Annotated in this window: 24 protein-coding genes; 11 read left to right on the top strand and 13 right to left on the bottom strand. The window is 62.7% G+C overall.

Features of this window, described 5'->3' with window-relative positions; translation table 11 throughout:
* Positions 1-89: 89 nt before the first annotated feature.
* The 4 genes from G9C89_RS05370 (at position 90) to G9C89_RS05355 (ending at position 4,577) form a co-directional block, all read left to right on the top strand.
* Positions 90-1,034: a hydrolase gene (locus G9C89_RS05370; protein ID WP_172145764.1), complete on the top strand. Its 945-nt coding sequence runs from the start codon at positions 90-92 to the stop codon at positions 1,032-1,034.
* On the top strand, positions 1,031-2,068 hold the full coding sequence (locus G9C89_RS05365; RefSeq protein ID WP_172145762.1) for an AraC family transcriptional regulator: 1,038 nt from the start codon (positions 1,031-1,033) through the stop codon (positions 2,066-2,068). Before G9C89_RS05370 ends, G9C89_RS05365 begins: the two co-directional genes overlap by 4 nt.
* A gap of 436 nt (positions 2,069-2,504) precedes the next feature.
* Complete coding sequence (locus G9C89_RS05360; RefSeq protein ID WP_172145760.1) at positions 2,505-3,215, top strand: 4'-phosphopantetheinyl transferase family protein; 711 nt, start codon at positions 2,505-2,507, stop codon at positions 3,213-3,215.
* Between the two features lie 72 nt (positions 3,216-3,287).
* On the top strand, positions 3,288-4,577 hold the full coding sequence (locus tag G9C89_RS05355) for a M18 family aminopeptidase (RefSeq protein WP_172145758.1): 1,290 nt from the start codon (positions 3,288-3,290) through the stop codon (positions 4,575-4,577).
* A 32-nt stretch (positions 4,578-4,609) separates the two neighbouring features.
* Here the strand turns inward: G9C89_RS05355 and G9C89_RS05350 are convergent, their stop codons facing one another.
* Positions 4,610-5,572, bottom strand: coding sequence for a GlxA family transcriptional regulator (locus G9C89_RS05350; RefSeq protein ID WP_256674112.1), 963 nt, complete (start codon positions 5,570-5,572; stop codon positions 4,610-4,612).
* A gap of 84 nt (positions 5,573-5,656) precedes the next feature.
* On the opposite strand from G9C89_RS05350, the gene G9C89_RS05345 reads away from it, so the two are divergent.
* A complete protein-coding gene (locus tag G9C89_RS05345) occupies positions 5,657-6,454 on the top strand; it encodes an MBL fold metallo-hydrolase (RefSeq protein ID WP_172145756.1) in 798 nt (265 codons plus the stop codon).
* A gap of 5 nt (positions 6,455-6,459) precedes the next feature.
* On the opposite strand, the gene G9C89_RS05340 is transcribed toward G9C89_RS05345, so the two are convergent.
* Positions 6,460-7,176, bottom strand: coding sequence for a UTRA domain-containing protein (locus G9C89_RS05340; protein ID WP_172145754.1), 717 nt, complete (start codon positions 7,174-7,176; stop codon positions 6,460-6,462).
* A gap of 328 nt (positions 7,177-7,504) precedes the next feature.
* On the opposite strand from G9C89_RS05340, the gene G9C89_RS05335 reads away from it, so the two are divergent.
* The 6 genes from G9C89_RS05335 (at position 7,505) to G9C89_RS05310 (ending at position 12,828) form a co-directional block, all read left to right on the top strand.
* Positions 7,505-8,563, top strand: a complete 1,059-nt coding sequence (locus tag G9C89_RS05335; protein ID WP_172145752.1) for an ABC transporter substrate-binding protein — start codon at positions 7,505-7,507, stop codon at positions 8,561-8,563.
* Between the two features lie 124 nt (positions 8,564-8,687).
* Positions 8,688-9,494, top strand: coding sequence for an alkaline phosphatase family protein (locus G9C89_RS05330; RefSeq protein ID WP_172145750.1), 807 nt, complete (start codon positions 8,688-8,690; stop codon positions 9,492-9,494).
* Positions 9,491-10,405 (top strand): ABC transporter permease, encoded by a 915-nt coding sequence (locus tag G9C89_RS05325; RefSeq protein ID WP_172145748.1) that lies wholly within the window; start codon positions 9,491-9,493, stop codon positions 10,403-10,405. The genes G9C89_RS05330 and G9C89_RS05325 overlap by 4 nt, the downstream gene beginning before the upstream one ends.
* Positions 10,392-11,189: an ABC transporter permease gene (locus tag G9C89_RS05320; RefSeq protein WP_172145746.1), complete on the top strand. Its 798-nt coding sequence runs from the start codon at positions 10,392-10,394 to the stop codon at positions 11,187-11,189. The genes G9C89_RS05325 and G9C89_RS05320 overlap by 14 nt, the downstream gene beginning before the upstream one ends.
* Complete coding sequence (locus tag G9C89_RS05315; RefSeq protein WP_172145743.1) at positions 11,186-12,175, top strand: ABC transporter ATP-binding protein; 990 nt, start codon at positions 11,186-11,188, stop codon at positions 12,173-12,175. Before G9C89_RS05320 ends, G9C89_RS05315 begins: the two co-directional genes overlap by 4 nt.
* On the top strand, positions 12,175-12,828 hold the full coding sequence (locus G9C89_RS05310) for an HAD family hydrolase (RefSeq protein WP_172145740.1): 654 nt from the start codon (positions 12,175-12,177) through the stop codon (positions 12,826-12,828). Before G9C89_RS05315 ends, G9C89_RS05310 begins: the two co-directional genes overlap by 1 nt.
* Before the next feature lie 108 nt (positions 12,829-12,936).
* On the opposite strand, the gene G9C89_RS05305 is transcribed toward G9C89_RS05310, so the two are convergent.
* The 11 genes from G9C89_RS05305 to asd all read right to left on the bottom strand — a co-directional run bounded on the left by G9C89_RS05305 (position 12,937) and on the right by asd (position 26,348).
* Positions 12,937-14,148 (bottom strand): O-succinylhomoserine sulfhydrylase, encoded by a 1,212-nt coding sequence (locus G9C89_RS05305; RefSeq protein ID WP_172145737.1) that lies wholly within the window; start codon positions 14,146-14,148, stop codon positions 12,937-12,939.
* Positions 14,149-14,261: 113 nt separating this feature from the next.
* Positions 14,262-15,767, bottom strand: coding sequence for an amidophosphoribosyltransferase (gene purF, locus G9C89_RS05300; RefSeq protein WP_172145734.1), 1,506 nt, complete (start codon positions 15,765-15,767; stop codon positions 14,262-14,264).
* A 46-nt stretch (positions 15,768-15,813) separates the two neighbouring features.
* A complete protein-coding gene (locus G9C89_RS05295) occupies positions 15,814-16,368 on the bottom strand; it encodes a CvpA family protein (RefSeq protein WP_172145731.1) in 555 nt (184 codons plus the stop codon).
* A gap of 217 nt (positions 16,369-16,585) precedes the next feature.
* Positions 16,586-17,194, bottom strand: coding sequence for an SPOR domain-containing protein (locus G9C89_RS05290; protein WP_172145728.1), 609 nt, complete (start codon positions 17,192-17,194; stop codon positions 16,586-16,588).
* Positions 17,178-18,485, bottom strand: a complete 1,308-nt coding sequence (gene folC / locus G9C89_RS05285) for a bifunctional tetrahydrofolate synthase/dihydrofolate synthase (RefSeq protein ID WP_172145725.1) — start codon at positions 18,483-18,485, stop codon at positions 17,178-17,180. Before folC ends, G9C89_RS05290 begins: the two co-directional genes overlap by 17 nt.
* On the bottom strand, positions 18,482-19,372 hold the full coding sequence (gene accD, locus G9C89_RS05280) for an acetyl-CoA carboxylase, carboxyltransferase subunit beta (RefSeq protein ID WP_172145723.1): 891 nt from the start codon (positions 19,370-19,372) through the stop codon (positions 18,482-18,484). Before accD ends, folC begins: the two co-directional genes overlap by 4 nt.
* Positions 19,373-19,591: 219 nt before the next feature.
* The gene (locus tag G9C89_RS05275) at positions 19,592-20,212 is read right to left on the bottom strand and encodes a phosphoribosylanthranilate isomerase (RefSeq protein ID WP_172145720.1); all 621 of its coding nucleotides are present in this window, start codon (positions 20,210-20,212) and stop codon (positions 19,592-19,594) included.
* A gap of 45 nt (positions 20,213-20,257) precedes the next feature.
* On the bottom strand, positions 20,258-21,124 hold the full coding sequence (gene truA, locus G9C89_RS05270; RefSeq protein WP_172145717.1) for a tRNA pseudouridine(38-40) synthase TruA: 867 nt from the start codon (positions 21,122-21,124) through the stop codon (positions 20,258-20,260).
* Positions 21,125-21,127: 3 nt separating this feature from the next.
* The gene (locus tag G9C89_RS05265; protein ID WP_172146392.1) at positions 21,128-23,908 is read right to left on the bottom strand and encodes a FimV family protein; all 2,781 of its coding nucleotides are present in this window, start codon (positions 23,906-23,908) and stop codon (positions 21,128-21,130) included.
* A 154-nt stretch (positions 23,909-24,062) separates the two neighbouring features.
* The gene (locus tag G9C89_RS05260; protein ID WP_172145714.1) at positions 24,063-25,073 is read right to left on the bottom strand and encodes an aspartate-semialdehyde dehydrogenase; all 1,011 of its coding nucleotides are present in this window, start codon (positions 25,071-25,073) and stop codon (positions 24,063-24,065) included.
* Positions 25,074-25,235: 162 nt separating this feature from the next.
* Positions 25,236-26,348, bottom strand: a complete 1,113-nt coding sequence (asd, locus tag G9C89_RS05255) for an aspartate-semialdehyde dehydrogenase (protein WP_172145711.1) — start codon at positions 26,346-26,348, stop codon at positions 25,236-25,238.
* Positions 26,349-26,386 lie beyond the last annotated feature (38 nt).

Raw genomic sequence — 26,386 nt, 5'->3', positions numbered from 1 at the left:
GGTGCCTCAATGACCCAAAATCACAACTTGATGATCAAAATTAACGCCAGCCCTTGGCAAGCACCCACCCGACAACCTACCCTGCAGCCATGAAGCGCAAACTCTCGATACTCCTGATCGCCCTGCTCGCCGGCAGCTGCCTGGTTGCCTTTCTGATCTGGGCCGAACGGCGCCCGGCCGCCCATTACCTGTCCGACCTGCGCAGCTCGATCAGCAGCGAGCCGGCGCCGGCGCATACGCGTGGCAACCTGCTGCTGATCCGCCCGCAACTCTATCCCATGGATTACCAGAGCCCGGCCCATCTGCGCCTGAAGCTCGCCGCCGCGCTGGATAACGCCCGGGATGCCGGCCTGCTCGGCCCCGGCACCCTGGTGGCGCTGCCCGAGCATATCGGCACCTGGCTGCTGGCGCGTGGCGAGAAGGTCGAGTTCTATCAGGCCCGCAGCCGTCAGGAAGTGCGCGACTGGCTGCTGCTCGGCAACCCGCTGCTGGCCATCGAGGCGCTGCTGCTGAATCTGGATGCCGAGCGCCTGGACGAAGCCCTGCTGCGGATGAAAGCCGAGCAGATGGCCGAGGACTACCAGCAACTGTTCGGCGGACTCGCCCGCGAGTACCAGGTCACCCTGCTGGCCGGCTCCATCCTGTTGCCCGAACCGCGCGTGGAAGATGGCCGCCTGCACAGCGGCGCAGGCCCGCTGCGCAACCTCAGCCTGGTGTTTTCCCCGCAAGGCGAGATCCAGGGCAGTCCGCACCTCGAGCCCTGGCCCTGGCGAGCCGATGCCACCCCGGCGCAACGCCTCAGCGTCGGCGCAGTGGCTTACCGGGTCGAGCGCGACTGGCGCCCCGGCTATCCGCAGAGCAGGGTGCATCTGATCGACGGCGACCTGAGCAGCCCGGCGCTGTTTCTGCGCGGCAAGCTGGACTGGCCGATTGGTGGCGCCTCGCGGGACATCCTGCTGATCCCCCGCGAGGTCGAGCAAGCCAGCCAGGCGCCGGGCAGCCACCTGCTGAACCTCTGGATCAGCGCCGAGTGAAAGCGCAACGGGTGCGCCTCGGCGACCTCTCGGTCGGCTTCATTCACAGCCTGGCCGACGCCGTGCAGCACCTTGGACGGGATCCGCTGCCGCTGCTCGAGCAGTTCGGCCTGGATGCCGCACGCCTGGGCGAACCCGGCGCACGGCTGTCGATCCCGCGCTACATGCGCCTGGGTCACGCCGCGATCCAACTGACCGGCGAGCCCGGCCTCGGCCTGCTGATGGGTCGCCTGAGCCGCCTGAGCCAGGTCGGCCTGGCCGGCGTCACCGCGGCCCAGGCGCCCACCGTGCGCGAAGCGGCCCGCGCCCTGATCCGCTTCGAGCCGCTGTATGCCTCCAACTACCGCGGCCAGTCCAGCCTGCACGAAGATGCCCGCGGCGCCTGGTTGCGCTTCTATTCGATCAGCCCGTACAACGCCTACAACCGTTTCGTGGTCGACTCGGTGCTGGCCGGCTGGACCCAGCAACTGGGCAACCTGGCCAGGCAACGCCTGCGCGTGGAAAAAATCCAGATCGAGTTTCCCGCGCCCGCTTACGGCGCGCAGTACGGCGAGCTGTTCGACTGCCCCGTGGAGTTCGCTGCCGAATACAATCAACTGCGCCTGCAGCAGAGTACGCTCAACCTGCGCAATCCCGAGCACTGCCCGAGCACCTGGCACCAGCTGCTGGCAATCTGCGAACGAGAACTCGAGCACCTGACCCGCACCCGCAGCCTACGCGAGCGTATCACTCGCATGCTCGGACCACTGCTGCACGGCCGCGAGCCGGACCTGCAGGAAGTCGCCGCGAGCCTGCAGTTGCCGACCTGGACCCTGCGGCGCAAGCTGGCCGAGGAAGGCACGCAATTCCGCAGCATCCTCAACGAAACCCGCCGCGACCTGGCCATGGCCTATATCCGCGACACCGAGCTGGCCTTCGGCGAAATCGCCTACCTGCTCGGCTTCGCCTCGGCCGAAGCCTTCCAGCGCGCCTTCAAACGCTGGAACCAGCAGACTCCGGGCGAATTCCGCCGCGCCCAACGCCGGGCCGGCTAACGACCTGTGACGGACGAGCGGGATTCAAATCTCGGTGGCGTCTTCAACCGGCTCGGCGTCGTCCTGGTCAAAGGCACGGGACTCGAGCAGCTCTTCTTGATAGTCATCCATTGGTGGTTCCTCCCGCTTGACGCTGTGGCCGATAAATGCACATGCCAATCAAGCTAAAGGGCACAGATGAATACAAGATGACAGTTTGTCGCGGACACTAAAAAAAACGGGAGCCCAATCGGGCTCCCGCACTCATTCTCAGAGAAAAGTCGCACCCGGCTCGCACCACGCGCAACAACAACCTCACCTGCGTTCCCGAAGCAACGCGGCCGCTAGTCTGACAAAGATCCACCGCCCCATGGGTTTAGCTTTGTTGTCGCTGTGCAAAGAAATGTAACCGTGCCTGCTGCTGGCAGGCCGCCGCGGCAACCGGCAGAATGCCGGCATGAGCGACCTCTACCTGCCCCCCTGCTGCACCGCGCTGAGCGATCACTGGCCGCTGCCCCGGGCACTGCCCGGCGTGCAACTGATCAGCACGCGTTTCGATGCCACCCGGCTCGCCTCCGGGGACTTCGACCGCTGCGGCATCGCCACCGTCAACGGCGTGGCCAAACGCCAGACCGAATACCTCGCCGGCCGCCTGTGCGCGCGCGAAGCCCTGCGCCGGGTGACCGGCACGGCCGCGGTACCGGCGGTCGGTGCCGACCGTGCACCGCAGTGGCCTGCCGAGGTCAGCGGCTCGATTACCCACGGCAACGGCTGGGCCGCCGCCATGGTTGCGCACGCCAGCGCCTGGCGCGGCCTCGGCCTCGATGTGGAGCGTAGGCTGGCGCCAGCGCGCGCCGAACGCCTGGCCGGAGAAATCCTCACCCCCGGCGAACTGCAGCAGTTGCAGGACCTGGCACCCGAGCAACAGGCCTGGCGCATCAGCCTGAGCTTCTCGTTCAAGGAAAGCCTGTTCAAGGCGCTCTACCCCCTGGTATTGCAGCGCTTCTACTTCCAGGACGCCGAGCTGCTGAGCTGCCACACCGACGGCAGCGCGCGCCTGCGCCTGCTGATCGACCTGAGCGGCGACTGGCCGGCGGGCAGCGAACTGGATGGGCAGTTCACCGAGTTCGACGGCCATCTGCTCAGCCTGGTCGCCATCCCGGCCTGATCTATCGAAGCGCGCGGCCCAATGCGCCGGCCAATTCCGATAAACTCCGGGCATTGCCGCCAGGAGTGCCCCATGCGCGAAGAACTCAATCAAGGCCTGATCGACTTTCTCAAGGCCTCGCCCACCCCCTTCCACGCCACCGCCAGTTTGGCCAAGCGCCTCGAAACCGCGGGTTTTCAACAGCTCGACGAGCGCGCGCCCTGGCATACCGCCGCCGGCGGCCGCTATTACGTGACCCGCAACGACTCCTCGCTGATCGCCTTCAAGCTGGGCCAGCGTTCGCCGTTGGAAGGTGGCCTGCGCCTGGTCGGCGCCCATACCGACAGCCCCTGCCTGCGGGTCAAGCCGCAGCCTGAGCTGCAGCGCCAGGGCTTCTTCCAGCTCGGCGTGGAAGTCTACGGCGGCGCCCTGTTCGCCCCCTGGTTCGACCGCGACCTGTCGCTGGCCGGGCGAGTGACCTACCGCCGAGACGCCAAGGTGGAAAGCCAGCTGATCGATTTCCAGCTGCCGATTGCAGTGATCCCCAACCTGGCCATCCACCTCAACCGCGAGGCCAACCAGGGCTGGCCGATCAATGCGCAGAACGAACTGCCGCCGATCCTGGCCCAGCTGGCCGGCACCGAGGCAGCGGATTTCCGCGCGCTGCTGGCCGAGCAACTGGCCCGCGAACACGACTTCAACGCCGACGCGGTGCTCGACTTCGAGCTGAGCTTCTACGACACCCAGGCCGCCGCGGTGATCGGCCTGAACGGCGACTTCATCGCCGGCGCGCGCCTGGACAATCTGCTGTCCTGCTACGCCGGGCTGCAGGCGCTGCTGGCCGCGCCGGACGCGGAAAGCTGCGTACTGGTGTGCACCGACCACGAGGAGGTCGGCTCCAGCTCGGCCTGTGGCGCCGATGGGCCGATGCTCGAACAGGTGCTGCGCCGCGTGCTGCCGGAAGGCGACGGATTCGTGCGCAGCATCCAGCGCTCCTTGCTGGTCTCCGCCGACAACGCCCACGCCGTGCACCCCAACTACGCCGACAAGCACGACGGCAACCACGGGCCGAAGCTCAACGCCGGCCCGGTGATCAAGATCAACAGCAACCAGCGCTACGCCACCAGCAGCGAGACCGCCGGCTTCTTCCGCCACCTGTGCCTGGAAAACGAGGTGCCGGTGCAAAGCTTCGTCACCCGCAGCGACATGGCTTGCGGCTCGACCATCGGCCCGCTCACCGCCAGCCAGCTCGGCGTGCGCACCGTCGACATCGGCCTGCCGACCTTCGCCATGCACTCGATCCGCGAACTGGCCGGCAGCCACGACCTGGCGCACCTGGTCAAGGTGTTGAGCGCCTTCTATGCGAGTGCCGAGTTGCCCTGAGCACTGCTAGCAGGCTGTTGGAAAACTACCTGCTAGTGCTTGAACTGCTGCCGATAGGCCGCCGGGGTCATCCTGGTGACCTGCTTGAAGGTCCGGCGGAAACTGGATTCATCGCTGTAACCCAGTGCATCGCTGATACGGCTGATCGACTCGCTTGTCACGATCAGCCGCTCCCCAGCCTGATTGAGCTTGATCAGGCGCACCTGATCCGACACCGCATTGCCCGTCAGCGTCTGGACCTTGCGCGCCAGCGTGCGCGCGCTAACTGCGAGTTCGTCGGCAAGGCGCTGCACGCTCAGTTGCTGCGCCGGCAACCGCTCCACCAACAGGTGCAATCGGCGTAACAAGGGATCGGCGTTCTCCATCAAATCGATGCTGCGCAACACCGAGGTGGCCGGTTCAGGCCGTGGCAACACCATCAGCCTGGCGATATCGCGATAGATCGCCTCGCCCATCTGTTGCTCTATCAGCGCGCGGGCAATCGGCAAGTAACCGCTGACGCCGGATGCCGTCATGCTCAGGCGATTGGCAACCTGGGTCCGCTCGAACAGCCAATCCACCTTGGGAAACTGCTGTTGCAGGCTCGGCGCCAGCCACCAGGTGGCGGTCGCTGGCTCGCCATTCAAACGCCCGCTCTGCGCCAACAGGCATACGCCGGTGCAGTAGCTCCACAGTTGTGTCGTGCGCGGTAACTGAGCGAGGGCGCGTATCAAGCCGCTATTGGCTTCCAACGCCCGGACTATCCGCGCCTGCGAATCCGCCCAGAGCCCGGGGATCAGCACCGCCGTGCAAGCCGCCTGCGCCAGGCTGCTTTGCGGCTGCAAGCGCATGCCCTGGGCGCAATCCACCGGTTGGCTATCGAGCCCCACCCAGCACAGCTGAAAAAGCTGCTGACCAACACGCCGATTGGCGGCCACCAGCAGATCGGCGAAGGCGAACAGGCCCGCAGGCATGCAACCGGGATAGAGCAACAGACCGATTTTCTGGATAGGCATGAAATGTCCGATTTATGGCAATCCTCGCCATCTTTATCTCCCGCCGCGATTTTTACAATGGTCACTCCTATGCCGGAGTTCGCCATGAAAATCACTCAACTGCGTAATGCCACCCTGATCGTCGAGTTTGGCGAGGTGCGTCTGCTGGTCGACCCCATGCTGGCCGCCAAGGGCCAATTGCCAACTCTCAAGTACCTCGCCCGCCGTCGGCGCAACCCGCTGGTCGAACTGCCGGACAATGCCGACGAACACCTACAACGCGTGACCCACTGCCTGATCACCCATTGTCAGAAAGGCCATTTCGACCACCTCGACCGCGCCGCCATTCACTGGCTACGCGCAGGCGATATCCCCGTGCTGTGCATGGCGGAGGATGCGGACTACCTGCGCAAACGCCGGCTGAATGTACAGGTGCTGCCCAGCCAGGCAGGCGGTGCCTTCTTCAACGGCAGCATCCAGGCGATTCCTTGCCTGCATGGCGAGGGCTGGATCGGCCGCCTGATGGCTCATGGTTACGGTTATTTCATCCAGATACCCGGAGAACCCAGCCTTCATATAGCCGGCGACACCCTGCTCACCGCCAAGGTGCGCCAATGCCTGACCGAGCTGGCACCGGAGGTCAGCGTACTGCCGGCCGGCGGGGCCTGCTTCGACATTGGCGGCGAGATCATCATGGGCCAAGCGGACGTCCTCGCGGCGCTGCAATTGAGCCAGGGCATCGTCATCGCCAACCACCTGGAAGCCCTCGACCACTGCCCTACAACCCGCGCCGGGCTGTTGCAAGCGGCCGAGAAACAGGGCCTTGGCAAGCAGTTACGGGTGCCGCTGGATGGGCAAACCCTGGAGTTCTCGGTGCAGGCGCAACAGCGGGTTGCGGTATAACCGGATCACTCCGGCACCTCGACGCTGACGTGCAAGGCGTCGTGGCGCCAGAACTCCAGGTCACAATCGATGATGCGGCCATGTTGATCGCGGTTGACCCGCACGATGCGCAGCGCCGGGCTACCTACTGCAACCTTAAGGGCCGCCGCCGCTTCGTTGTGTAGCGCGGTGGGCACCATATCGAAACGCACCCGACCGTAATGGATGGCGTATTCGCTGGCGTACAGCTCGGTCAGCGACAGCGTCAGGTCGAAATCGAGAATGCCGGGGAAGTAGGTCGGATTTAGGTAATGCTCGACATACAGCACCAGACGCCCGTCGATGCGCCGCGCACGGCGGATCTGGTAAACGCTCGATAACGCCGGCAGCGACAGTATCTGGCAGATTTCTGCGCTGGCCGGCATCAGCCGCGCGCTCAGCACCTCGGTCGCCGGTACCCGCCCCTGTTCGCCGACCATGGCATGGAAGTGCGAGCGCACCAGCGGGTTGTAGGTGATCCGCGCCGGCGAGACGAACCAGCCGCGGCGCTCCTCGCGGTAGATCAGCCCCTGGGCCTCCAACTGACCGAGGGCTTCGCGCAATGTGATGCGGGTGGTGTCGAAGACTTCGCTGAGCTTGCGCTCGGCGGGCAATTGGCTGCCGGACGCCAACAGACCGTGCTCGATCTGCTCTTGCAGGGCCCGGCAGATAGTGGTGACCGCACGCGGCGCTTCATCGCGCATCAATACTTCCCCCTATTGGACTAGTCCAGCCCCATTCCAGGGCATGAGCCTGCGGGTTAAACCGCAATCAATATGTTGCAAGACTAGGCAATCCAGATGACCAGTCGATGACAGAAGACTAGCAAGCACGCCCCATGCCAGCGGAAAACCACAGTGTGACACTACGAAATCAGCCACTTATCCATGGTCTACGCTTGTTCTGCGCGGGCTTGGCAAAGCGCCTGGACACCCGCAGGAACCGACAATCATAAAACTGTCATTTGTCGGGCCTAGATTGGCGTGGGTCTTGCTGATCTAGACCAACACTCTCACCGCAAAGGAGTTTCCAATGAAACAACTGCTGCTGGCTTCATTGATGGGCTCGGCCATCGCCCTGGCGACCTCGGCCATGGCTGCCGACACGGATCTGCAGGCGCTGGAACAAGCCGCGCGCGCCGAAGGCGCGGTGAACAGCGTGGGCATGCCCGACAGCTGGGCCAACTGGAAAGACACCTGGGTCGACCTGGAGAAACTCTACGGCCTCAAGCACATGGATACCGACATGAGTTCGGCCCAGGAGATCGCCAAGTTCGCCGCCGAGAAGGACAACGCCAGCGCCGATATCGGTGACGTCGGTGCCGCCTTCGGCCCCATCGCGGTACAGCAAGGTGTTACCCAAGCCTACAAACCGAGCACCTGGGAACAGATCCCGAGCTGGGCCAAGGACGCCGACGGCCACTGGATGCTCGCCTACACCGGCTCCATCGCCTTTATCGTCAACAAGCAGTTGGTCAAGGATGTGCCAAAAAGCTGGGCCGACCTGAAGACCGGCAAATACCGTGTCGCCATCGGCGATGTCAGCGCCGCGGCGCAAGCGGTCAACGGCGTGCTGGCGGCAGCCATCGCCAACGGCGGCGACGAGAAGAATATCCAGCCGGGCCTGGACTACTTCGCCGCCATCGCCGAACAAGGCCGCCTGTCGCTGGCCAACCCGACCATCCAGACCCTGGAAAAAGGCGAAGTGGAAGTCGGCGTGGTCTGGGACTTCAACGGTCTGTCCTATCGCGACCAGATCGACCCGAGCCGCTTCGAGGTGCTGATCCCGTCCGACGGTTCGGTGATCTCCGGCTACAGCACCATCATCAACAAGTACGCGAAGAACCCCAACGCCGCCAAACTGGCGCGCGAGTATATCTTGAGCGACGCCGGGCAGATCAACCTGGCCAAAGGCAACGCCCGGCCGATCCGCGCCGAGCACCTGACCCTGCCGGCCGAGGTGCAGGCCAAGCTGTTGCCCAACGAGCAATACGCCAAGGTGCAGCCGATCAAGGATGCCGCCGCCTGGGAAGCCACCTCCAAGGCCCTGCCGCAGCAATGGCAGGAAAACGTCATCATCAATATGGAGTAACAGCTCCACAGCGATGCCTCCTGTAGGAGCCAGCTTGCTGGCGATCATCAGTTCGGCGGATCGCCAGCAAGCGGGCTCCTACACAGCTCCATGCCAATCCGTAACGCGAGGAAGATGCACCCCCATGAAGCACAACGTCATTCTGGTGGTACTGGATGGCCTGAACTACGAGGTGGCCCGGCATGCGCTGGGGCACCTGCAGGCCTATTGCGGCGCCGAGCGCGCGGCGCTGTACAAGCTCGAATGCGAGCTGCCGTCGCTGTCCCGTCCGCTGTACGAATGCATCCTCACCGGCGTCGCGCCGATCGACAGCGGCGTGGTGCATAACCAGGTGGTGCGCCTGTCCAACCAGCGCAGCATCTTTCACTACGCCCGCGCCGCCGGCCTCTGCACCGCCGCCGCGGCTTATCACTGGGTCAGCGAGCTGTATAACCGCGCGCCTTTCGAGGCCGCCCGCGACCGTCATACCGACGACCCCGATCTGCCGATCCAGCACGGGCATTTCTACTATGCCGATCACTACCCCGATTCCCACCTGTTTGCCGACGCGGAAAGCCTGCGTCGGCGCCACAGCCCGAATTTCCTCCTGGTGCACCCGATGAACATCGACGACGCCGGCCACAAGCACGGCCTCGACAGCGCGCAGTACCGCAACAGCGCGCGGGTCGCCGACATCATTCTGGCCGACTACCTGCAAGGCTGGCTCGATGCCGGCTACCAGGTGCTGGTCAGCGCCGACCACGGCATGAACAACGACCGCAGCCACAACGGCCTGCTCGTCGAAGAGCGCGAAGTGCCGCTATTCGTACTGGGTTCGGCCTTCAGTCTGAACCGCGACGCCCAGCCCAAGCAGACCGAGCTGTGCGGCACCATCTGCGAGCTGCTCGGCGTGGCCCACGACAAACCCGTTTGCAGAGAACTATTGAAATGAGCGCGCCACTCGAACAAAGCGCCAAGCTACCCGGCGATGCGCAGCCAATCGCAAAGCCACGGGCGCGGCTGTCGCCGCAGCTCCGGGGCAAATGGCTGGCGGCGCTGTGCCTGCTGCCCTTTGCGCTGTTCTTCGTGGTGTTCCAGATCGCGCCGCTGGTATGGGTGGCGATCAACAGCCTGAACAGCGCCGAGGGCTGGGGCCTGGCCAATTTCGCCAAGGTATTCGGCTCCAAGTTCTACCTGCAGGCGATCAAGCACAGCCTGCAGATTGCCTTCTGGTCGAGCCTGTTCGGCATGGCTATTGCGATCCTCGGCAGCTATTCGCTGCATCAGGTAGATTCCAAGTTACGCGATTTCGTCATGGCCTTCTCCAACATGACCAGCAACTTCGCCGGGGTGCCGCTGGCCTTCGCCTTTATCATCCTGCTCGGCTTCAACGGCGCGCTGACCCTGCTGCTGATCAAGATCGGCCTGATCGAGAGCTTCAACCTCTACTCGAAAAACGGCCTGATCGTGCTCTACACCTACTTCCAGATCCCCCTCGGCGTGCTGCTGCTCTACCCGGCCTTCGACGCCCTGCGCGAAGATTGGCGCGAATCGGCCGCGCTGCTCGGCGCCAACACCTGGGACTTCTGGCGGCATATCGGCCTGCCGGTGCTGACCCCGGCGCTGCTCGGCACCTTCGTCATCCTCCTGGCCAACGCCCTGGGCGCCTACGCCACCGTGTACTACCTGACCACCGGCAACTTCAACGTGATGCCGATCCGCATCGCCGGCCTGGTTTCGGGCGACATTTCCCTCGACCCGAACCTGGCCAGCGCCCTGGCGATGATCCTGGTCGGCCTGATGGCGGTGATCACCGTGGCCCATCAACTGCTGCTGAAAAGGAGCCAGCATGTCTCTCGCTGACCGTGCGCCCGCCGCGCTCTACCACCGCGTGGTGGTCTGGCTGCTGTTCCTGATCCTGCTCACGCCGCTGGCCGGCACCCTGCTCTATTCGCTGTCCACCAGCTGGTCGGCGAGCATCCTGCCCGACGGCCTGACCCTCAAGTGGTACCTGGAGCTGTGGAGCGATCAACGCTTCCTCGATGCCTTCGGCCAGTCGCTGCTGGTGTGTTTCGGCGCCCTGGCGCTGTCGGTGCTGTTGATCCTGCCACTGCTGTTCGTGGTGCACTACCACTTCCCCAAGCTCGACGGGCTGATGAATATCCTGATCCTGCTGCCGTTCGCCGTGCCGCCGGTGGTGTCCTCGGTGGGCCTGTTGCAACTGTACGGCTCGGGGCCGCTGGCGATGACCGGCACGCCGTGGATTCTGATCGGCTGCTACTTCACCATCGCCCTGCCCTTCATGTACCGCGCCATCACCAACAACCTGCAGGCGATCAATCTGCCGGACCTGATGGACGCCGCCCACCTGCTCGGCGCCAGCACCTGGAAGGCGGCGTTTCTGGTGGTGCTGCCGAACCTGCGCAAGGGCCTGATGGTGTCGCTGTTTCTCTCGTTCAGCTTCCTGTTCGGCGAGTTCGTGTTCGCCAACATGCTGGTCGGCACCCGCTATGAAACCTTGCAGGTCTACCTCAACAACATGAAAAACAGCAGCGGCCACTTCAACAGCGCCCTGGTGATCTCCTACTTCTTCTTCGTGCTGGTCTTCACCTGGGCCGCCAACCGCCTGAACAAGGACAAGTCATGAGTTATTTGAGCCTCCGCGGCCTGCACAAGAGCTACGGCGCCACCTCGATCTTCAGTGATATCGACTGCGAGATTGGCAAAGGCGAATTCGTCACCCTGCTCGGCCCCTCGGGCTGCGGCAAATCCACCCTGCTGCGCTGCATCGCCGGGCTCACCGAGGTCAATGGCGGGCAGATCCTCCTCAATGGCGAAGACCTGGTGCCGCAAGCGCCGCAGAAGCGCGGCATCGGCATGGTGTTCCAGAGCTACGCGCTGTTCCCCAATATGACCGTGCAACAGAACGTCGCCTTCGGCCTGCGCATGCAGAAGGTCGCCAAGGAGGAAAGCGCCGAGCGTGTGCGCGAAGCCCTGGCCATGGTCGAACTCGGCGACTTCGCCGCTCGCTACCCGCACCAGCTCTCCGGCGGCCAGTGCCAGCGCGTGGCCCTGGCCCGTTCACTGGTTACCCGCCCGCGCCTGCTGCTGCTCGACGAGCCGCTGTCGGCGCTGGATGCACGGATTCGCAAGCACCTGCGCGAGCAGATCCGGCAGATCCAGCGTGAGCTGGGCCTGACCACTATTTTCGTCACCCATGACCAGGAAGAAGCCCTGGTGCTGTCCGACCGCATCTTCCTGATGAACGCCGGACAGATCGTCCAGAGTGGCGACGCCGAGACCCTCTACACCGCCCCGGTAGATGTCTTCGCCGCCGGCTTTATCGGCAACTACAACCTGCTCGACGCCGAAACCGCCAGCCGCCTGCTCGGCCGGCCGATCGGCAGCCGCGTCGCCATCCGCCCGGAAGCCATCCAGATTGGCAGCCAGGGCAGCATCGAGGCACAGATCCGCAGCCACAGCCTGCTCGGCAACGTCATCCGTTACCGCATCGAGGCCCGTGGCGTCGAGTTGCTGGTCGACGTGCTGAACCGCTCGGCGGACGACATGCACGTCAACGGTCAGCGTATCGCGCTTAACATAGATGCCAATGCAATCCGTGAGGTGGCCTGATGGCACTGGCAATTTTCGACCTGGACGAAACCCTGATCGGCGGCGACTGCGCCAGTCTGTGGGCGCGGGAAATGGTCAAGCTCGGCTGGGCCGATGGCGACAGCTTTATCGCCCGCGAGCAAGAACTGATGCGCCAGTACAGCGCTGGCGAGCTGGCCATGGAAGACTACATGGCCTTTACCCTCTCCCCTCTGGTGGGCCGCACGGCCGAGGAGGTCGCCCATGTGGTCGAACCCTTCGTCGAGGAGGTGATCGAACCGATCTTCTACAGCGATGCCACCCGCTGCCTGGCCACCCACCGCGCCGCCGGCGACCGTATTCTGCTGATCTCCGCCTCGGCGCATTTCCTGGTCAGCGCCATCGCCGCCCGCCTGGGCATCCAGGAGGTACTGGCCATCGATCTGGAACTACAGCACGGCGGCTACAGCGGTAACACCCAGGGCGTACTGACCTACCGCGAAGGCAAGGTCACCCGCCTTAAGGCCTGGCTCGAAGAACAGGGCGAAAGCCTGGACGGCGCCTACTTCTACTCCGACTCGCGCAACGACCTGCCGCTGCTGCAACTGGTCAGCCAGCCCCTCGCGGTCAACCCCGACCCGGTACTGCGCCAGCATGCCGAACAGGCCGGCTGGCCGATTCTGAGCTGGCGCTGATAAAGCCGTTACCGCACAGCAAGATGACCCGGATAAACCAATGGCGCCAGAAGGCGCCATTGGTATGGGGCAACGAGTTGAAAGCGCCCTGGCTTTTTCAGCCGTCTGTCAGAGCGCCGCCAAACCGCGTGCCAGATCGGCCTTGAGGTCGACGATGTCCTCCAGACCCACGGCCACCCGAATCAGATTGTCGCGGATACCGGCGTTGGCCCGCTCGGCCGGCGACAGACGACCGTGGGAAGTGGTCGCGGGATGAGCGATGGTGGTTTTGGTATCGCCCAGGTTGGTGGTGATCGAAATCACCCGTGTCGCATCGATAAAGCGCCAGGCCGCATCCTTGCCGCCCTTGACTTCGAAACTGACTACCGCGCCGAAGCCGCTCTGCTGACGCTTGGCCAACTCATGCTGCGGGTGGCTGGGCAGCCCCGAATAGTAGACATGCTCGATACCCGGCTGCTGCTCCAGCCACTCGGCCAGCTGCTGGGAGCTGGCGCAATGCGCCTGCATGCGCACGCGCAGCGTTTCCAGGCCCTTGAGGAAGATCCAGGCGTTGAACGGGCTGAGCGTCGGCCCTGCGGTACGCAGAAAACCGACCACCTCCTTCATCAACTCCGCCTTGCCGGCGACCACGCCGCCCATGCTGCGACCCTGACCGTCGATGTACTTGGTCGCCGAATGCATGACGATATCCGCCCCCAGCTTGAGCGGCTGCTGCAGCGCTGGCGTGCAAAAGCAGTTATCCACCGCCAGCAGAGCGCCTTTGCCGTGGGCAATTTCCGCCAGCGCGGCGATATCCACCAGTTCGGCCAGCGGATTGGACGGTGACTCGACGAACAGCAGCTTGGTGTTGGGCTTGAACGCAGCGCTCCAGGCGTGCAGATCGGCCAGCGGCACATAATCGACCTGCACGCCGAAACGCTTGAGGTATTTCTCGAACAGGCTGATGGTCGAACCGAACACACTGCGCGATACCAGTACATGGTCGCCGCCACTGCACAGACTCATGACCATGGCCAGGATCGCCGACATGCCGGACGAGGTTGCCACAGCTTGCTCGGCACCTTCCAGCGCCGCGATGCGCTCCTCGAAGGCGCGTACCGTGGGGTTGGTGTAACGCGAGTAGACGTTCCCCGGCACTTCCCCGGCAAAGCGTGCGGCAGCATCGGCAGCGGTGCGGAACACATAGCTGGAGGTCGGATAAATCGCCTCGCTGTGCTCGCCCTCAGGCGAGCGATGCTGGCCGGCGCGTACCGCCAGGGTGTCGAAACCCACACCGTCCAGATCACTATCCAGGCGACCTGCTTGCCATTCTTCGGTCATGCTGAAAACCTCATAACGACCGACTGCGTCGGTCTTGCCGCGTAGGGTGCGCCGCGCGCACCAGCCAAATACCGGTCAGGCTGACCCTGACCCTGACCCTGACCCGCCTGCCGTCAGTCGTTGTACAGATCGATAATCGCGCTGACCGCCTGGGACTTGACCTTGGAAAGATCGTTACGCGCCTGCTCGATCTTGTTCAGATAACACTCATCGACATCGCCGGTGATGTACTGGCCATCGAATACCGCGCAGTCGAAGTGCTCGATCTTGATCTTGCCGCCACCGACAGCCTCGATCAGATCGGACAGGTCCTGGTACACCAGCCAATCGGCGCCGATCAGCTCGGCGACCTCTTCGGTGCTGCGGTTATGCGCAATCAGCTCGTGGGCGCTCGGCATATCGATGCCGTAGACGTTGGGGTAACGCACGGCTGGCGCGGCCGAGCAGAAATAGACGTTCTTCGCTCCGGCCTCACGGGCCATCTGGATGATCTGCTTGCAGGTGGTGCCGCGCACGATGGAATCGTCTACCAGCATCACGTTCTTGCCGCGGAACTCCAGTTCGATGGCGTTGAGCTTCTGCCGCACCGATTTCTTCCGTGCAGCCTGGCCCGGCATGATGAAGGTACGACCGATATAGCGGTTCTTGACGAAGCCTTCGCGGAACTTCACGCCCAGGTGATTGGCCAGTTCCAGCGCCGAGGTACGGCTGGTATCGGGAATCGGAATGACCACGTCGATATCGTGATCCGGCCGCTCGCGGAGGATCTTGTCGGCCAGCTTCTCGCCCATGCGCAGGCGCGCCTTGTACACCGAGACGCCGTCCATGATCGAATCCGGACGCGCCAGGTAGACATGCTCGAAGATGCACGGCGAGAGGTGCGGATTGCTCGCGCACTGGCGGGTCGACAGCTTGCCGTCCTCGGTGATGTACACCGCCTCGCCCGGCGCCAGATCGCGCATCAGGGTGAAGCCGAGCACGTCCAGCGACACGCTTTCCGAGGCGATCATGTACTCCACGCCTTCATCGGTGTGGCGCTGACCGAAGACGATCGGGCGAATGCCATTGGGGTCGCGAAAACCGACGATGCCATAACCGGTGATCATCGCCACCACCGCGTAACCGCCGATACAACGCTGATGGACCTGGCTGACCGCGGCGAAGATGTCCTCCTCGGTTGGCTGCAGCTTGCCGCGCTGGGCCAGTTCGTGGGCGAATACGTTGAGCAGCACTTCCGAGTCGGAGTTGGTGTTGACGTGACGCAGGTCGGATTCGTAGATTTCCTTGGCCAACTGTTCGACGTTGGTCAGGTTGCCGTTGTGCGCCAGGGTGATGCCGTAGGGCGAGTTGACGTAGAAGGGTTGCGCCTCGGCCGAGCTGGAACTGCCGGCGGTGGGATAGCGCACATGACCGATGCCCATATGGCCGACCAGACGCTGCATATGACGCTGATGGAAGACATCGCGCACCAGGCCATTGTCCTTGCGCAGAAACAGCCGCCCACCATGACTGGTCACAATACCGGCAGCATCCTGGCCGCGGTGCTGAAGGACGGTTAGGCCGTCATACAGCGCCTGATTGACGTTCGATTTACCGACGATACCGACAATGCCACACATGTGACGCAACCCCTACTGAAGTGAAACAGGCTAATTCTGAATGCGTTTAAGGCAGTTTATGCTGCATCAGCGCTTCTTTGAACGGCAGCTCAGCAGGTGCGCTGATGCCGCTGGCAAGCCACTGGCTGGACACCCCCAGAATGAGGTTCTTCGACCAGTCCGCAACCATTAAAAAATGCGGCAACAGCGTCGATTGCTGCCACCACGGATCCTGCTGCACCGGTGCCAGGCTGAGCAGGCCGACCAGCACGACGACCAGCAAGCCACCACGGGCGGCCCCGAAAACCATGCCGAGCAAACGATCGGTGCCGGAAAGTCCGGTGACACGGATCAGCTCACCGATCAGGTAATTGACCAGCGCGCCAACCAGCAAGGTGACGATGAAGAGCAAGGCGCAGGCCGCTATCACCCGCGCCGAAGGGGTTTCGATCCATTCGCCGAGGTGCTCGGACAACGCGCCACCAAACATCCAGGCAACCACGCCGGCAATGATCCAGGTGAGCAAGGACAAGGCTTCTTTGACGAAACCACGGCTCAAACTGATCAAGCTCGATACGGCGATGATGGCGATAATCGCCCAATCAACCCAAGTGAATGCCACGATGCAGGTTACCGACGGAAAAGGCGCTGCATTTTAACAGAGCCCCTCGCATGGGGTAAGCAAAGGATTATCAGGCCACAGGAAAATTACCCTGTGCGGTGACGCCAGGGCTGTGGGCGCACGCGCGTAAATCCCGCTTACCACGACGGCGCCGACCGCTTGCAGCGCGTACGCGTGGCACCATGCGAACGCCGCGGGTCGCCACCGCGACAAGCCGTTAACTGCGCTCAGGTTGAAAGCGCACGACAAAGCCGCTGAGCTTGTGCTGCCGGTTCAACTGCTCACGCAGGCGATCGGCTTCGGCTCGTTCGATCAATGGGCCGACGAACACTCGATTCATCCCATCCACGCTACGGATATAGGCGTTGTAGCCTTGACTGCGCAGGGTTTTCTGCAGAGCTTGCGCCCCCGTGCGACTGGACAGGCTGGCCAACTGCACCGACCAACTGACCGGCAAGCTGTTGGCATCCAGGCGACTGGCGGGAGTTTGTGTCGGGGCACTGGTCGGCGCAGGAGGCGCCACCACTGGTTCTGGCTGTGGTTCTGGCACGGACGCCACTTCCGCCGGGGGCGGGGCCTCGGCAATGGGTTCCAACTCCTCGGGCAATTCCTGAGGTTCCGCCACGATCACCGGCTCTGGCACGATTACGGGCTGCATTTCAATCTGCGGCATGGTCGGCGCCTGCGGCATCGCCGGTGCATCGACCACCACAGGCTGCAACTCGTCTTGGCGCGACAGCAACATGGGCAGAAAAATCACCGCCAAGGCCAGCAACACCAACGCGCCGACAATGCGCTGCTTCAATCCTTTATCCAGCAAAGCCATCCTGCACATCCCCCTTGGCATGGCGGGCCAGCCAGTCCAAGGCCTCGGCCACGCAGTAAAAAGACCCGAACAGCAGTATTTCATCCCCAGCCGCCGCCCGCGTACATTGCGCCTGCAACGCCGTCTGCACATCGGCATAGGCCGTCACCTGCGCCCCACGATTATGCAGATACGCCTGCAACTCGCCAGCCGGGCGCGTGCGACTGGTCGGTAGCGGCGCCACTGCCCAATCCACGACCTCATCGAGCAAGGGTGCTACCACCCCGGCCAAGTCCTTGTCGGCCAGCAGGCCGAACACCGCAAGTCGCCTGCCTGCCAACGGCCTGGCAGACAACCGCCGCGCCAAATACTCGGCCGCGTGGGGATTATGCCCAACATCCAGCAGCAGCGTGAGTGGCTTACCCTGCCAATTCAGCATTCGGCGATCCAGGCGACCGGTGACCCGAGTACGCGACAAGGCCCTGACGATTTGCTCAGCCTGCCAGGGCAGATCGAGCAACACATAGGCCTGCAGGGCCAGCGCGGCGTTTTCCATCGGCAGGTCGAGCAAGGGCAACTGCTCCAGACGCACGACCTCACCCTTGCCGTTCAAGCCAGACCAGGACCAGCTTTGCCCTTCGATGCGCAGATCGTAATCGCGACCGCGCAGAAAAAACGGCGCATCCAGCAGCGCCACTTGCTCCAGCAACGCCTGCGGCGGATCGAGATCACCGCACAAGGCTGGCTTGCCCGCGCGAAAGATACCGGCCTTTTCGAAGGCCACCGACTCACGGTTATCGCCCAGCCATTCCGCGTGATCGATGCCGATACTGGTCACCAGGGCCAGATCGGCGTCGATCAGATTGACCGCATCCAGTCGCCCGCCCAGTCCAACCTCCAGCACCACAGCGTCCAGCGCTGCGCGCTGAAACAGCCAGAAAGCTGCCAGGGTACCCATCTCGAAATAGGTCAGGGAAATCTCGCCGCGCGCGGCCTCGATCGCGGCGAAAGCCTGGCAAAGCTCGGCATCGCTGGCTTCGACACCGGCAATCTGCACACGCTCGTTATAACGCAACAGGTGAGGCGAGCTGTACACACCGACCTTGAGGCCCTGCTCTTGCAGCAAGGCGGCGAGAAACGCACAGGTCGAGCCCTTGCCATTGGTGCCGGTGACCGTAATCACCCGCGGCGCAGGCCTGGACAAGCTCAGGCGCTGCGCCACAGCCCTGGAGCGTTCCAGCCCCATATCGATGGCACTTGGATGCAAGTGTTCCAGGTACGCCAGCCACTCGGCCAGGGAGCGTTCGGTCATGCAGTGACCGGCAACGCAGCGGCAACAGGCGACGGCAGCCTCATCAGCTGAGCCAGCAGCCTGGCCAGGCGCGTACGTAACTCTTCGCGAGGGATGATCATGTCGATGGCACCGTGCTCGATCAGGAACTCGCTGCGCTGGAAACCTTCCGGCAGTTTTTCCCGCACCGTCTGCTCGATCACCCGCGGACCGGCAAAACCGATCAGCGCCTTGGGCTCGGCGACGATCACATCGCCGAGCATGGCCAGGCTGGCGGAAACGCCACCATAAACCGGGTCGGTCAACACCGAGACAAACGGGATACCTTCTTCACGCAGACGCGCCAGCACTGCAGACGTCTTGGCCATCTGCATCAGGGAAATCAGCGCTTCCTGCATGCGCGCACCGCCCGAAGCGGAGAAGCACACGAACGGGCAACGCTGCTCCAGCGCCACGTTGGCCGCACGCACGAAACGTTCGCCAACGATCGCCCCCATCGAACCGCCCATAAAGGAGAATTCGAAGGCACAGGCCACCACCGGCATCGACTCGAGCGTGCCGCGCATGGCGATCAGCGCGTCTTTCTCGCCAGTCTGCTTCTGCGCGCCGGCCAGGCGATCCTTGTATTTCTTGCTATCGCGGAATTTCAGGCGATCGACCGGCTCCAGCTCTGCGCCGATTTCTTCGCGGCCTTCGGCATCAAGGAAGATATCCAGGCGCGCACGTGCGTTGATGCGCATGTGGTGGTTGCACTTGGGGCAGACATCCAGAGTCTTTTCCAGCTCGGGCTTGTACAACACCGCATCGCAAGACGGGCATTTGTGCCAGAGGCCTTCGGGCACCGAACTCTTTTTGACTTCGGACCGCATGATCGATGGGATCAGTTTGTCTACCAACCAGTTGCTCATGCTCTTGATTCTCCAAAACTGTGGGCTCGAACAGGCGTCTGGCACAGGGCCTTGCCGGCACATCCAAGCAAATTCACGAGGGCAGTCTCAATAGGGGCCGGCATCAGCAAGCCAAAAAAGCCCGCCACCTTGACCTCGACTGCCCAAGGTGGTCACTGCATTGCATCAGGGTTATGGACGGCCAAGCCTGCAGCGCCGTCACATCGCACGGTCATCGCCTCAGACACTCCTGACCGCACGCACGAACGCATGAATCTTGTCACTGTCCTTCAGGCCCTTGCTCGCCTCGACGCCGCCGCTGACGTCCACCGCATAGGGTCGCACCTGCTCGATAGCCGCGCGCACATTCTCCGGCGTCAAGCCTCCGGCCAGGATGATCGGTACAGACAAACCCTGCGGCACCAACGACCAGTCGAACGCCTCGCCGGTCCCCCCCGGCACGCCCGGCACAAAAGTATCCAGCAACACGCCGGCGGCAGAGCCGTACAAGCCGATCCGGGCAGCAATGTCGTCGCCCGGCTTGACCCGCAACGCCTTGATATAGGGCCGGCGAAAACCCTCACAGGCCGCCGGAGACTCATCGCCGTGGAACTGCAGCAGATCAAGCGGTACGGCATCGAGGATGGCGTTCAACTCGCTGCGCTGGCAATCGACGAAAAGCCCCACCGTAGTCACGAACGGTGGCAACGCCGCCAGGATCGCCTGCGCTTGCTGCACAGTTACGGCGCGCGGACTCTTGGCATAAAACACCAGGCCAATCGCATCGGCACCGGCGTCAACAGCGGCCAATGCGTCTTCTACGCGAGTAATTCCACAGATCTTGCTGCGAACGACTGACAACGGACAAATACCTCCACTAAAGGATCGATGGTAGCAAAGGAACGCCTAGGCGTCTGCCGCCACATCCGGCAGCCCCGAGAGGAAGTGCGGCCCGAGATAACGCCTGGGCAAGTCGAATTCCTGCGGGTAATCGACTTGCACCAGGTACAACCCATAAGGATGCGCGGTCACCCCGCCAGTACGCCGCACTCCGGTCTCCAGCACCGCACGCGCCCACTCCACTGGCTGCTCGCCAGCGCCAATGGTCATCAGCACCCCGGCAATGTTACGCACCATGTGGTGGAGGAACGCATTGGCACGAATATCCAGAACGATAAAGCGGCCATGCTCGATCAACTTCAGGTGGTGCACCGTCTTGATCGGCGATTTGGCCTGGCACTGACGCGCACGAAAGGCACTGAAGTCATGGGTACCGACAAAGGCTTGCGCCGCTTCGCGCATGCGCTCGATGTCCAGTGGCCGATGATTCCAGGTCACCTCCTCGGCCATGTGCGCCGGGCGAATCTGGTCACTGTAGATCACATAGCGATAACGCCTGGCCATGGCACAGAAGCGCGCATCGAAATGCGCCGGCATCAGTTTGGCCCACACCACACTGATATCGGCCGGCAGATTCCGGTTGGCACCCATGACCCAGGCGAGCATGGAACGCTCGACCGCCGTATCGAAATGCACCACCTGGGCACTGGCGTGCACCAGCGCATCGGTGCGCCCGGCACAGCTCAAGGTGACAGGCGCGCCACCAGCAACTTTCGACAAGGCTTTTTCCAGGGATCCTTGGATGGTCGGCACGCCGGCACGCTGGCGCTGAAAGCCACGGTAACGCGAGCCTTTGTATTCGACACCGAGGGCGACTCTGTAAATGCCAACGGCAGCCGATTCGGCTGCCGCTGCGGGTAATGCATCAGACATGTATCAAACCAAGTTAGCGATCAGCTCACGCGCTTCTTGCTGCTGATCATCGTTACCTTCGGCGATCACTTCATCGAGGATGTCACGCGCACCCTCTGTATCGCCCATATCGATATAGGCTCGCGCCAGGTCAAGCTTGGTCGCGGTTTCATCGGTCCCGGAAAGGAAGTCGAAATCATCGTCGTCGCCATCCAGATCCGCCCCTTGCAGCGTAGCGACAGGCGCCGGCTGATCCAGACGATCCGACAACTGATCCAGTTCCGCGGTCACTTCATCGAGCTGGGCAGCGAAGCTATCGCTGCTGGGCTGAACCGGAGCCTCGTCGCTTAGCGACAGATCGAAATCGTCGGACAGGTCGAAATCGCCCCCCATGGATTCGTTCGGCAAGTCGAGACTCAACCCGGCCAGCTCATCAGTAGCGGACTCGGCTGTCGGCTCGTCGTCCAGGCTCAACAGAAATTCATCATTCTCAGCCTCTGTTGCTGCCGGCTTGCTCTCGGCATCCAGATCCAGGCTGAAATCCGCCAGATCCTCACCCAGCTCGAAGCTGTCGGCGGGCGTATCGTCAAGGCTCAGATCGAACTCCAGCCCATCGTCTTTGTCCGCAACCGGCTCGGCCGGGGCAGTCAGATCCAGGTCAGTGTCCAAAGACAGGCTGTTCAGGTCAGCCAGCGCAGCATCGGTAGCCGGAGCATGCAGGTCACGTTCAAGATCGGCTTCAAGGTCGGACTCAAGATCATCCAGGCTCAGATCGAAGGCATCATCCAGATCACCTGCTGCAGCCGGCTGGTCAGGCTCATCCAGGGTCAGGTCGTCCAGGCTGAAGCTGGAAAAATCATCATCGGCCAAGGTAGCGGCAGCCACACCAGCACCAGCAACAGCCGCTATTGCCGGATACTTGCCTTTCAATTGCTCGACTTCGGCGGAAGCACCACCAATTTCACCCAATTCGCTTTCCTGACGGGCGAAGCCTTCACGATCACCCAACTCGGCGTAGACCTCCATCAGCTTGAGCCGCAGGTCACTGCGCTGCGGTTCGTCATTGATGGCATTCTGCAACAATTCGGCGGCCTGATTGAAACGACCATAGGCGATATAGATGTCAGCCTCGCCCAGCGCATCGCTGGTCTGAGCAATCACGCGCTCATCGCCTGGTTCAGCACCGAGATCGCTGCCGAGGGGCTGATCGGCGAAACTGTCGGCAGGCAGTTCCATGTCGCTGGCAAAATCATTGCCGCCACTCTCGGCGGCCTGGCTTTCGTGCAACTCGGCTTCCTTCAATGCATTGCGCCGCGACAACATCATCAACCCGATCAACAGCACCAGCAAAGCGCCCCCCCCGACAAGCCCGAGAAGCATGGGATTGGCGAGCAGTTCATCAATAGTGCCGAGTTGTGGCGGCTGCTCAGCAGGTTTGGCCGGAGTCACTGGCGCAGCCGGTTTTTTTTCTACCGGGGCTGGTGTCGCTGCCGGCTCAACGGCTGGAGCAGACTGAGCGACCGGCGGCTGGGGCTCAGCTTCTGTAGCCGCTGGCTCCTCGCTGTAGTTAAAGTCAGGGGTCTCGGCTTCTGCGGGAACAACCGGCGCAGTAGCGGGCTCGGCTGGCACTGCCGCTACGGCCGGGGCTTCCACGACAGGCGCCTGCCCTTGCGCGGCGAGATCCGCCTGCAGCTTGGCCAACTGATCATCTTTCAGTTGAATCAAACGCTGCAATTTATCGAGCTGACCTTGCAGGTCACTCATGCGCCCTTTCAGCTCTTCGTTCTCGCGGCGAGTGGAATCCAGGCCTTCCTGGGTCACCGCCAACTTGTCGCTCAGCGCCTTGCTGTCGGCGGCACCTGCGTCACTGCCACTGGTTGCCTTGCCGGTATCGGCGGAGACCAGCTTCAGGCTGTCTTGAGCTTTCGCCTCGGCGGGAGCTGCGCCGGCGACACTGCGCCTGGTCGCATCCATTTGCCGTGCGCTGGCCGCAACGTCACGCCCCTCGCGCCAGGCGGCATTCTGTTCGCTAACCTGGGTCACGGCTTCGGCCTGAGCACGGCTTTTGATCTGCTGCTCTTGAGGCAGACGCAACACCTGGCCGTTCTTCAGGCGATTGATATTGCCGCCAATAAAGGCATCAGGATTCAGATCCTGAATGGCCAGCATGGTTTGCTGCACGCTGCCGTCACCGCGCACACGCTGGGCGATTTCCCACAGCGTGTCATTGGCAGTGGTCTTGTATTCGTCGCCTTGCAAGGTACTTGGCGCAGCGACAGGCGCACGCGCTACCGGCGCACTGGCCTGCGCGGCTGAACGCTGAATGGGGGCACTGGCTTGCGCGCGTGGCGCCGGGGCAGCTACTGGCAACTGCGGCGCCGCGGCGGCAGCGGTCTGCGGCGAGTAAAGGGGCGGATCGAGCAGCAGTGTGTACTCGCGCAACAGACGGCCATTGGGCCACAGCACCTCGACCAGGAAATTCAGATAAGGCTCGCGTACCGGCTTGCTCGAGGTCACGCGAATGACGCTCTTGCCATTAGGCTTGAGGATCGGGGTGAACTTGAGGTCGGTGAGAAAGTACTGGCGATCTACCCCGGCCCGGGTGAACTCTTCAGGAGACGCCAGGTTCGGCAGCAACTCGCTGGAAGCCAGGTCGCGCACCTCCAGCAATTCGATCTCAGCCACCAACGGTTGATTCAGCGCTGACTGCAGGGTCACTTCACCCAGCCCCAGCGCGTGCGCCATACCGGAGGACAGTGCCGAAGCAGCTGCGATTGCCAGCACCAGTTTGCGAACCCGAACCATAGCGTTATCCCTTGTTTTATCTTTTTTCTCGATATCCGAGAGGGTCTTGATAGCTGCTGCCTGCATCCACCCGAAGGTGGCTCCCCATTCAGCAATCAACTCAGCCAATATTGCTAAGCTCGAAAGATTATTCAGATTTCTAGCTAAGTATCTTTTACAGATAGTGTTTTATCAATAACTCAGCCAGTTGCACAGCGTTCAAGGCGGCGCCTTTCCGCACATTATCAGACGCAATCCACAAATTGAGCTCAGCGGGATCATCCTGCCCACCACGAACGCGGCCTACATACACCACATCCTGCCCCACCGCATCGCCCACAGCCGTCGGATAATCGCCCGGCTCGATGTACTCCAGGGCGGGGCATGCCTGCAAAGCCGTACAAATCGCCGGCAGATCAACAGCAGCATCTGCCTGCAGCGACACACTGAGGCTATCGCCAAAGAACACCGGTGCCTGAATACAGGTTGCCGAAACCTTTAACTGCGGCCGAGCAAACAACTCTTTGAGCTCACTGGCCAGGCGTTTTTCCAAGACACCATGGCCGGCGCTATCCACTGCATCCACCTGAGCCAGCAGATTAAAGGCAACTTGGCGGTCGAACAACTGCGGCTCGAATGAACGACCGTTAAGCAGCTCGGCGGTTTGCCGCGCCAACTCGGACACGCCTTGACGCCCGCGGCTGGAAACGGCCAAACACGCCGTGACCGCCACACGCAGCACATTGATCTGCTCGCGCAGAGCGGCCAGCACCACCGCCACCGCAATCGCCGAGGGACTCGGACTGGTCAATTGATAGGGCGCGCTGAGCGCTTTCAAGACCTCGGGATTTACTTCAGGCACAACGCGAGGCGCTTGCTCGGTCGGCAAAGCGGCGGTCAGATCGATCAGCGCACAACCGGCCGCATGGACCTTGGGCGCATAGCTGCGGGTAATCGCCTCGCTGGCGGCAAAGAAAACCAGGCCGACACTGGAGAAATCGAAGGATTCCAGGGTACGCACCCGCAGATTCTTGCCTTTGAACGACAGCGAACGCCCGGCCGACTCGCCACTGGCCAGCAGGTGCAGATTGGCCACGGGGAAATCGCGCTCTTCGAGCAGTTGCACGAGGGTTTCGCCAACACTGCCGGTGGCGCCGATCACGGCAATATCAAGGGTACGGGTCATGGACAGGCTTCTGACGGAATAAGCACCGCACTGTATAGCGCAGCCCCACAAATGCAAAGGAGCCAGCGGTACCAATGATCGCTCAACAGCTCGATCATCGACACCACTCGCTCCTATTCATTCCAGCTGGGCACGCTCAGGCCAAACTCACTGCAGTCGCTATCAACGCTCCAGCAGAATCCGCAGCATGCGGCGCAACGGTTCGGCGGCGCCCCACAGCAGCTGGTCACCGACAGTGAAGGCTCCCAGGTATTGCGAGCCCATGTTCAGCTTGCGCAGACGCCCGATCGGTACGCTCAGGGTGCCCGTGACGGCAGTTGGCCCCAGCTCACGGATACTGGCCTCACGCTGGTTCGGCACCAGCTTGACCCAGGGGTTGTGCTGGCTGATCAGCCCTTCGATATCGGACAGCGGCACATCTTTGTTCAGCTTGATGGTCAACGCCTGGCTGTGGCAGCGCATGGCACCGATGCGCACGCAGAGGCCGTCCACGGGAATCGGGTTCTTGAAGCGGCCGAGGATCTTGTTGGTCTCCGCCTGGCCTTTCCACTCTTCGCGGCTCTGGCCGTTGGGCAGTTCCTTGTCGATGTAGGGAATCAGGCTGCCGGCCAGCGGCACACCGAAGTTATCCACCGGGAAAGACTCGCCGCGCATGGCTTCGGCCACCTTGCGGTCGATATCCAGAATGGCGCTGGCCGGGTCAGCCAGATCGTCGGCGACTGAGGCGTTGATCGCACCCATCTGCTTGATCAGCTCGCGCATGTTCTGCGCACCGGCGCCGCTCGCGGCCTGATAGGTCATGGCACTCATCCACTCGACCAGACCGGCTTCGTAGAGACCACCCAGGGCCATCAGCATCAGGCTGACGGTGCAGTTGCCGCCGATATAGTTCTTGGTGCCGGCATCCAGCTGCTGGTCGATCACCTTGCGGTTGACCGGATCGAGCACGATCACCGCGTCATCAGCCATGCGCAGCGAGGACGCGGCATCGATCCAGTAACCCTTCCAACCCGCCTCGCGCAGTTTGGGGAAGACTTCGCTGGTGTAGTCGCCACCCTGACAGGTGAGGATCACGTCCAGGCCCTTCAGCTCGTCGATGCTGTAGGCATCCTTCAGCGGGGCAATGTCCTTGCCGATGGCCGGACCCTGACCGCCAACATTGGAGGTGGTGAAGAACACCGGTTCGATCAAGTCGAAATCCTGCTCTTCCAGCATGCGCTGCATCAGCACGGAACCGACCATGCCACGCCAACCGATCAGACCTACACGTTTCATAACCACTACACCTATATGAACAGACCGCCGGAAACTCG

The organism is Pseudomonas tumuqii (genome assembly GCF_013184545.1).
GTDB classification, from domain to species: Bacteria; Pseudomonadota; Gammaproteobacteria; order Pseudomonadales; family Pseudomonadaceae; genus Aquipseudomonas; species Aquipseudomonas tumuqii.
This window is presented reverse-complemented; position numbering and strand designations above follow the sequence as displayed.

Excerpts from the sequence above, each read along its gene's own strand:
- G9C89_RS05305 (WP_172145737.1), bottom strand. The coding sequence starts at position 14,148 with ATGACCGAAGAATGGCAAGCAGGTCGCCTGGATAGTGATCTGGACGGT.
- folC (WP_172145725.1), bottom strand. The coding sequence starts at position 18,485 with ATGACCGAACGCTCCCTGGCCGAGTGGCTGGCGTACCTGGAACACTTG.
- purF (WP_172145734.1), bottom strand. The coding sequence starts at position 15,767 with ATGTGTGGCATTGTCGGTATCGTCGGTAAATCGAACGTCAATCAGGCG.
- G9C89_RS05265 (WP_172146392.1), bottom strand. The coding sequence starts at position 23,908 with ATGGTTCGGGTTCGCAAACTGGTGCTGGCAATCGCAGCTGCTTCGGCA.
- G9C89_RS05310 (WP_172145740.1), top strand. The coding sequence starts at position 12,175 with ATGGCACTGGCAATTTTCGACCTGGACGAAACCCTGATCGGCGGCGAC.
- G9C89_RS05320 (WP_172145746.1), top strand. The coding sequence starts at position 10,392 with ATGTCTCTCGCTGACCGTGCGCCCGCCGCGCTCTACCACCGCGTGGTG.
- G9C89_RS05335 (WP_172145752.1), top strand. The coding sequence starts at position 7,505 with ATGAAACAACTGCTGCTGGCTTCATTGATGGGCTCGGCCATCGCCCTG.
- asd (WP_172145711.1), bottom strand. The coding sequence starts at position 26,348 with ATGAAACGTGTAGGTCTGATCGGTTGGCGTGGCATGGTCGGTTCCGTG.
- G9C89_RS05360 (WP_172145760.1), top strand. The coding sequence starts at position 2,505 with ATGAGCGACCTCTACCTGCCCCCCTGCTGCACCGCGCTGAGCGATCAC.
- G9C89_RS05350 (WP_256674112.1), bottom strand. The coding sequence starts at position 5,572 with ATGCCTATCCAGAAAATCGGTCTGTTGCTCTATCCCGGTTGCATGCCT.
- G9C89_RS05325 (WP_172145748.1), top strand. The coding sequence starts at position 9,491 with ATGAGCGCGCCACTCGAACAAAGCGCCAAGCTACCCGGCGATGCGCAG.
- G9C89_RS05345 (WP_172145756.1), top strand. The coding sequence starts at position 5,657 with ATGAAAATCACTCAACTGCGTAATGCCACCCTGATCGTCGAGTTTGGC.
- G9C89_RS05340 (WP_172145754.1), bottom strand. The coding sequence starts at position 7,176 with ATGCGCGATGAAGCGCCGCGTGCGGTCACCACTATCTGCCGGGCCCTG.
- G9C89_RS05370 (WP_172145764.1), top strand. The coding sequence starts at position 90 with ATGAAGCGCAAACTCTCGATACTCCTGATCGCCCTGCTCGCCGGCAGC.
- G9C89_RS05355 (WP_172145758.1), top strand. The coding sequence starts at position 3,288 with ATGCGCGAAGAACTCAATCAAGGCCTGATCGACTTTCTCAAGGCCTCG.
- G9C89_RS05290 (WP_172145728.1), bottom strand. The coding sequence starts at position 17,194 with ATGGCTTTGCTGGATAAAGGATTGAAGCAGCGCATTGTCGGCGCGTTG.
- truA (WP_172145717.1), bottom strand. The coding sequence starts at position 21,124 with ATGTCTGATGCATTACCCGCAGCGGCAGCCGAATCGGCTGCCGTTGGC.
- accD (WP_172145723.1), bottom strand. The coding sequence starts at position 19,372 with ATGAGCAACTGGTTGGTAGACAAACTGATCCCATCGATCATGCGGTCC.
- G9C89_RS05260 (WP_172145714.1), bottom strand. The coding sequence starts at position 25,073 with ATGACCCGTACCCTTGATATTGCCGTGATCGGCGCCACCGGCAGTGTT.
- G9C89_RS05315 (WP_172145743.1), top strand. The coding sequence starts at position 11,186 with ATGAGTTATTTGAGCCTCCGCGGCCTGCACAAGAGCTACGGCGCCACC.
- G9C89_RS05330 (WP_172145750.1), top strand. The coding sequence starts at position 8,688 with ATGAAGCACAACGTCATTCTGGTGGTACTGGATGGCCTGAACTACGAG.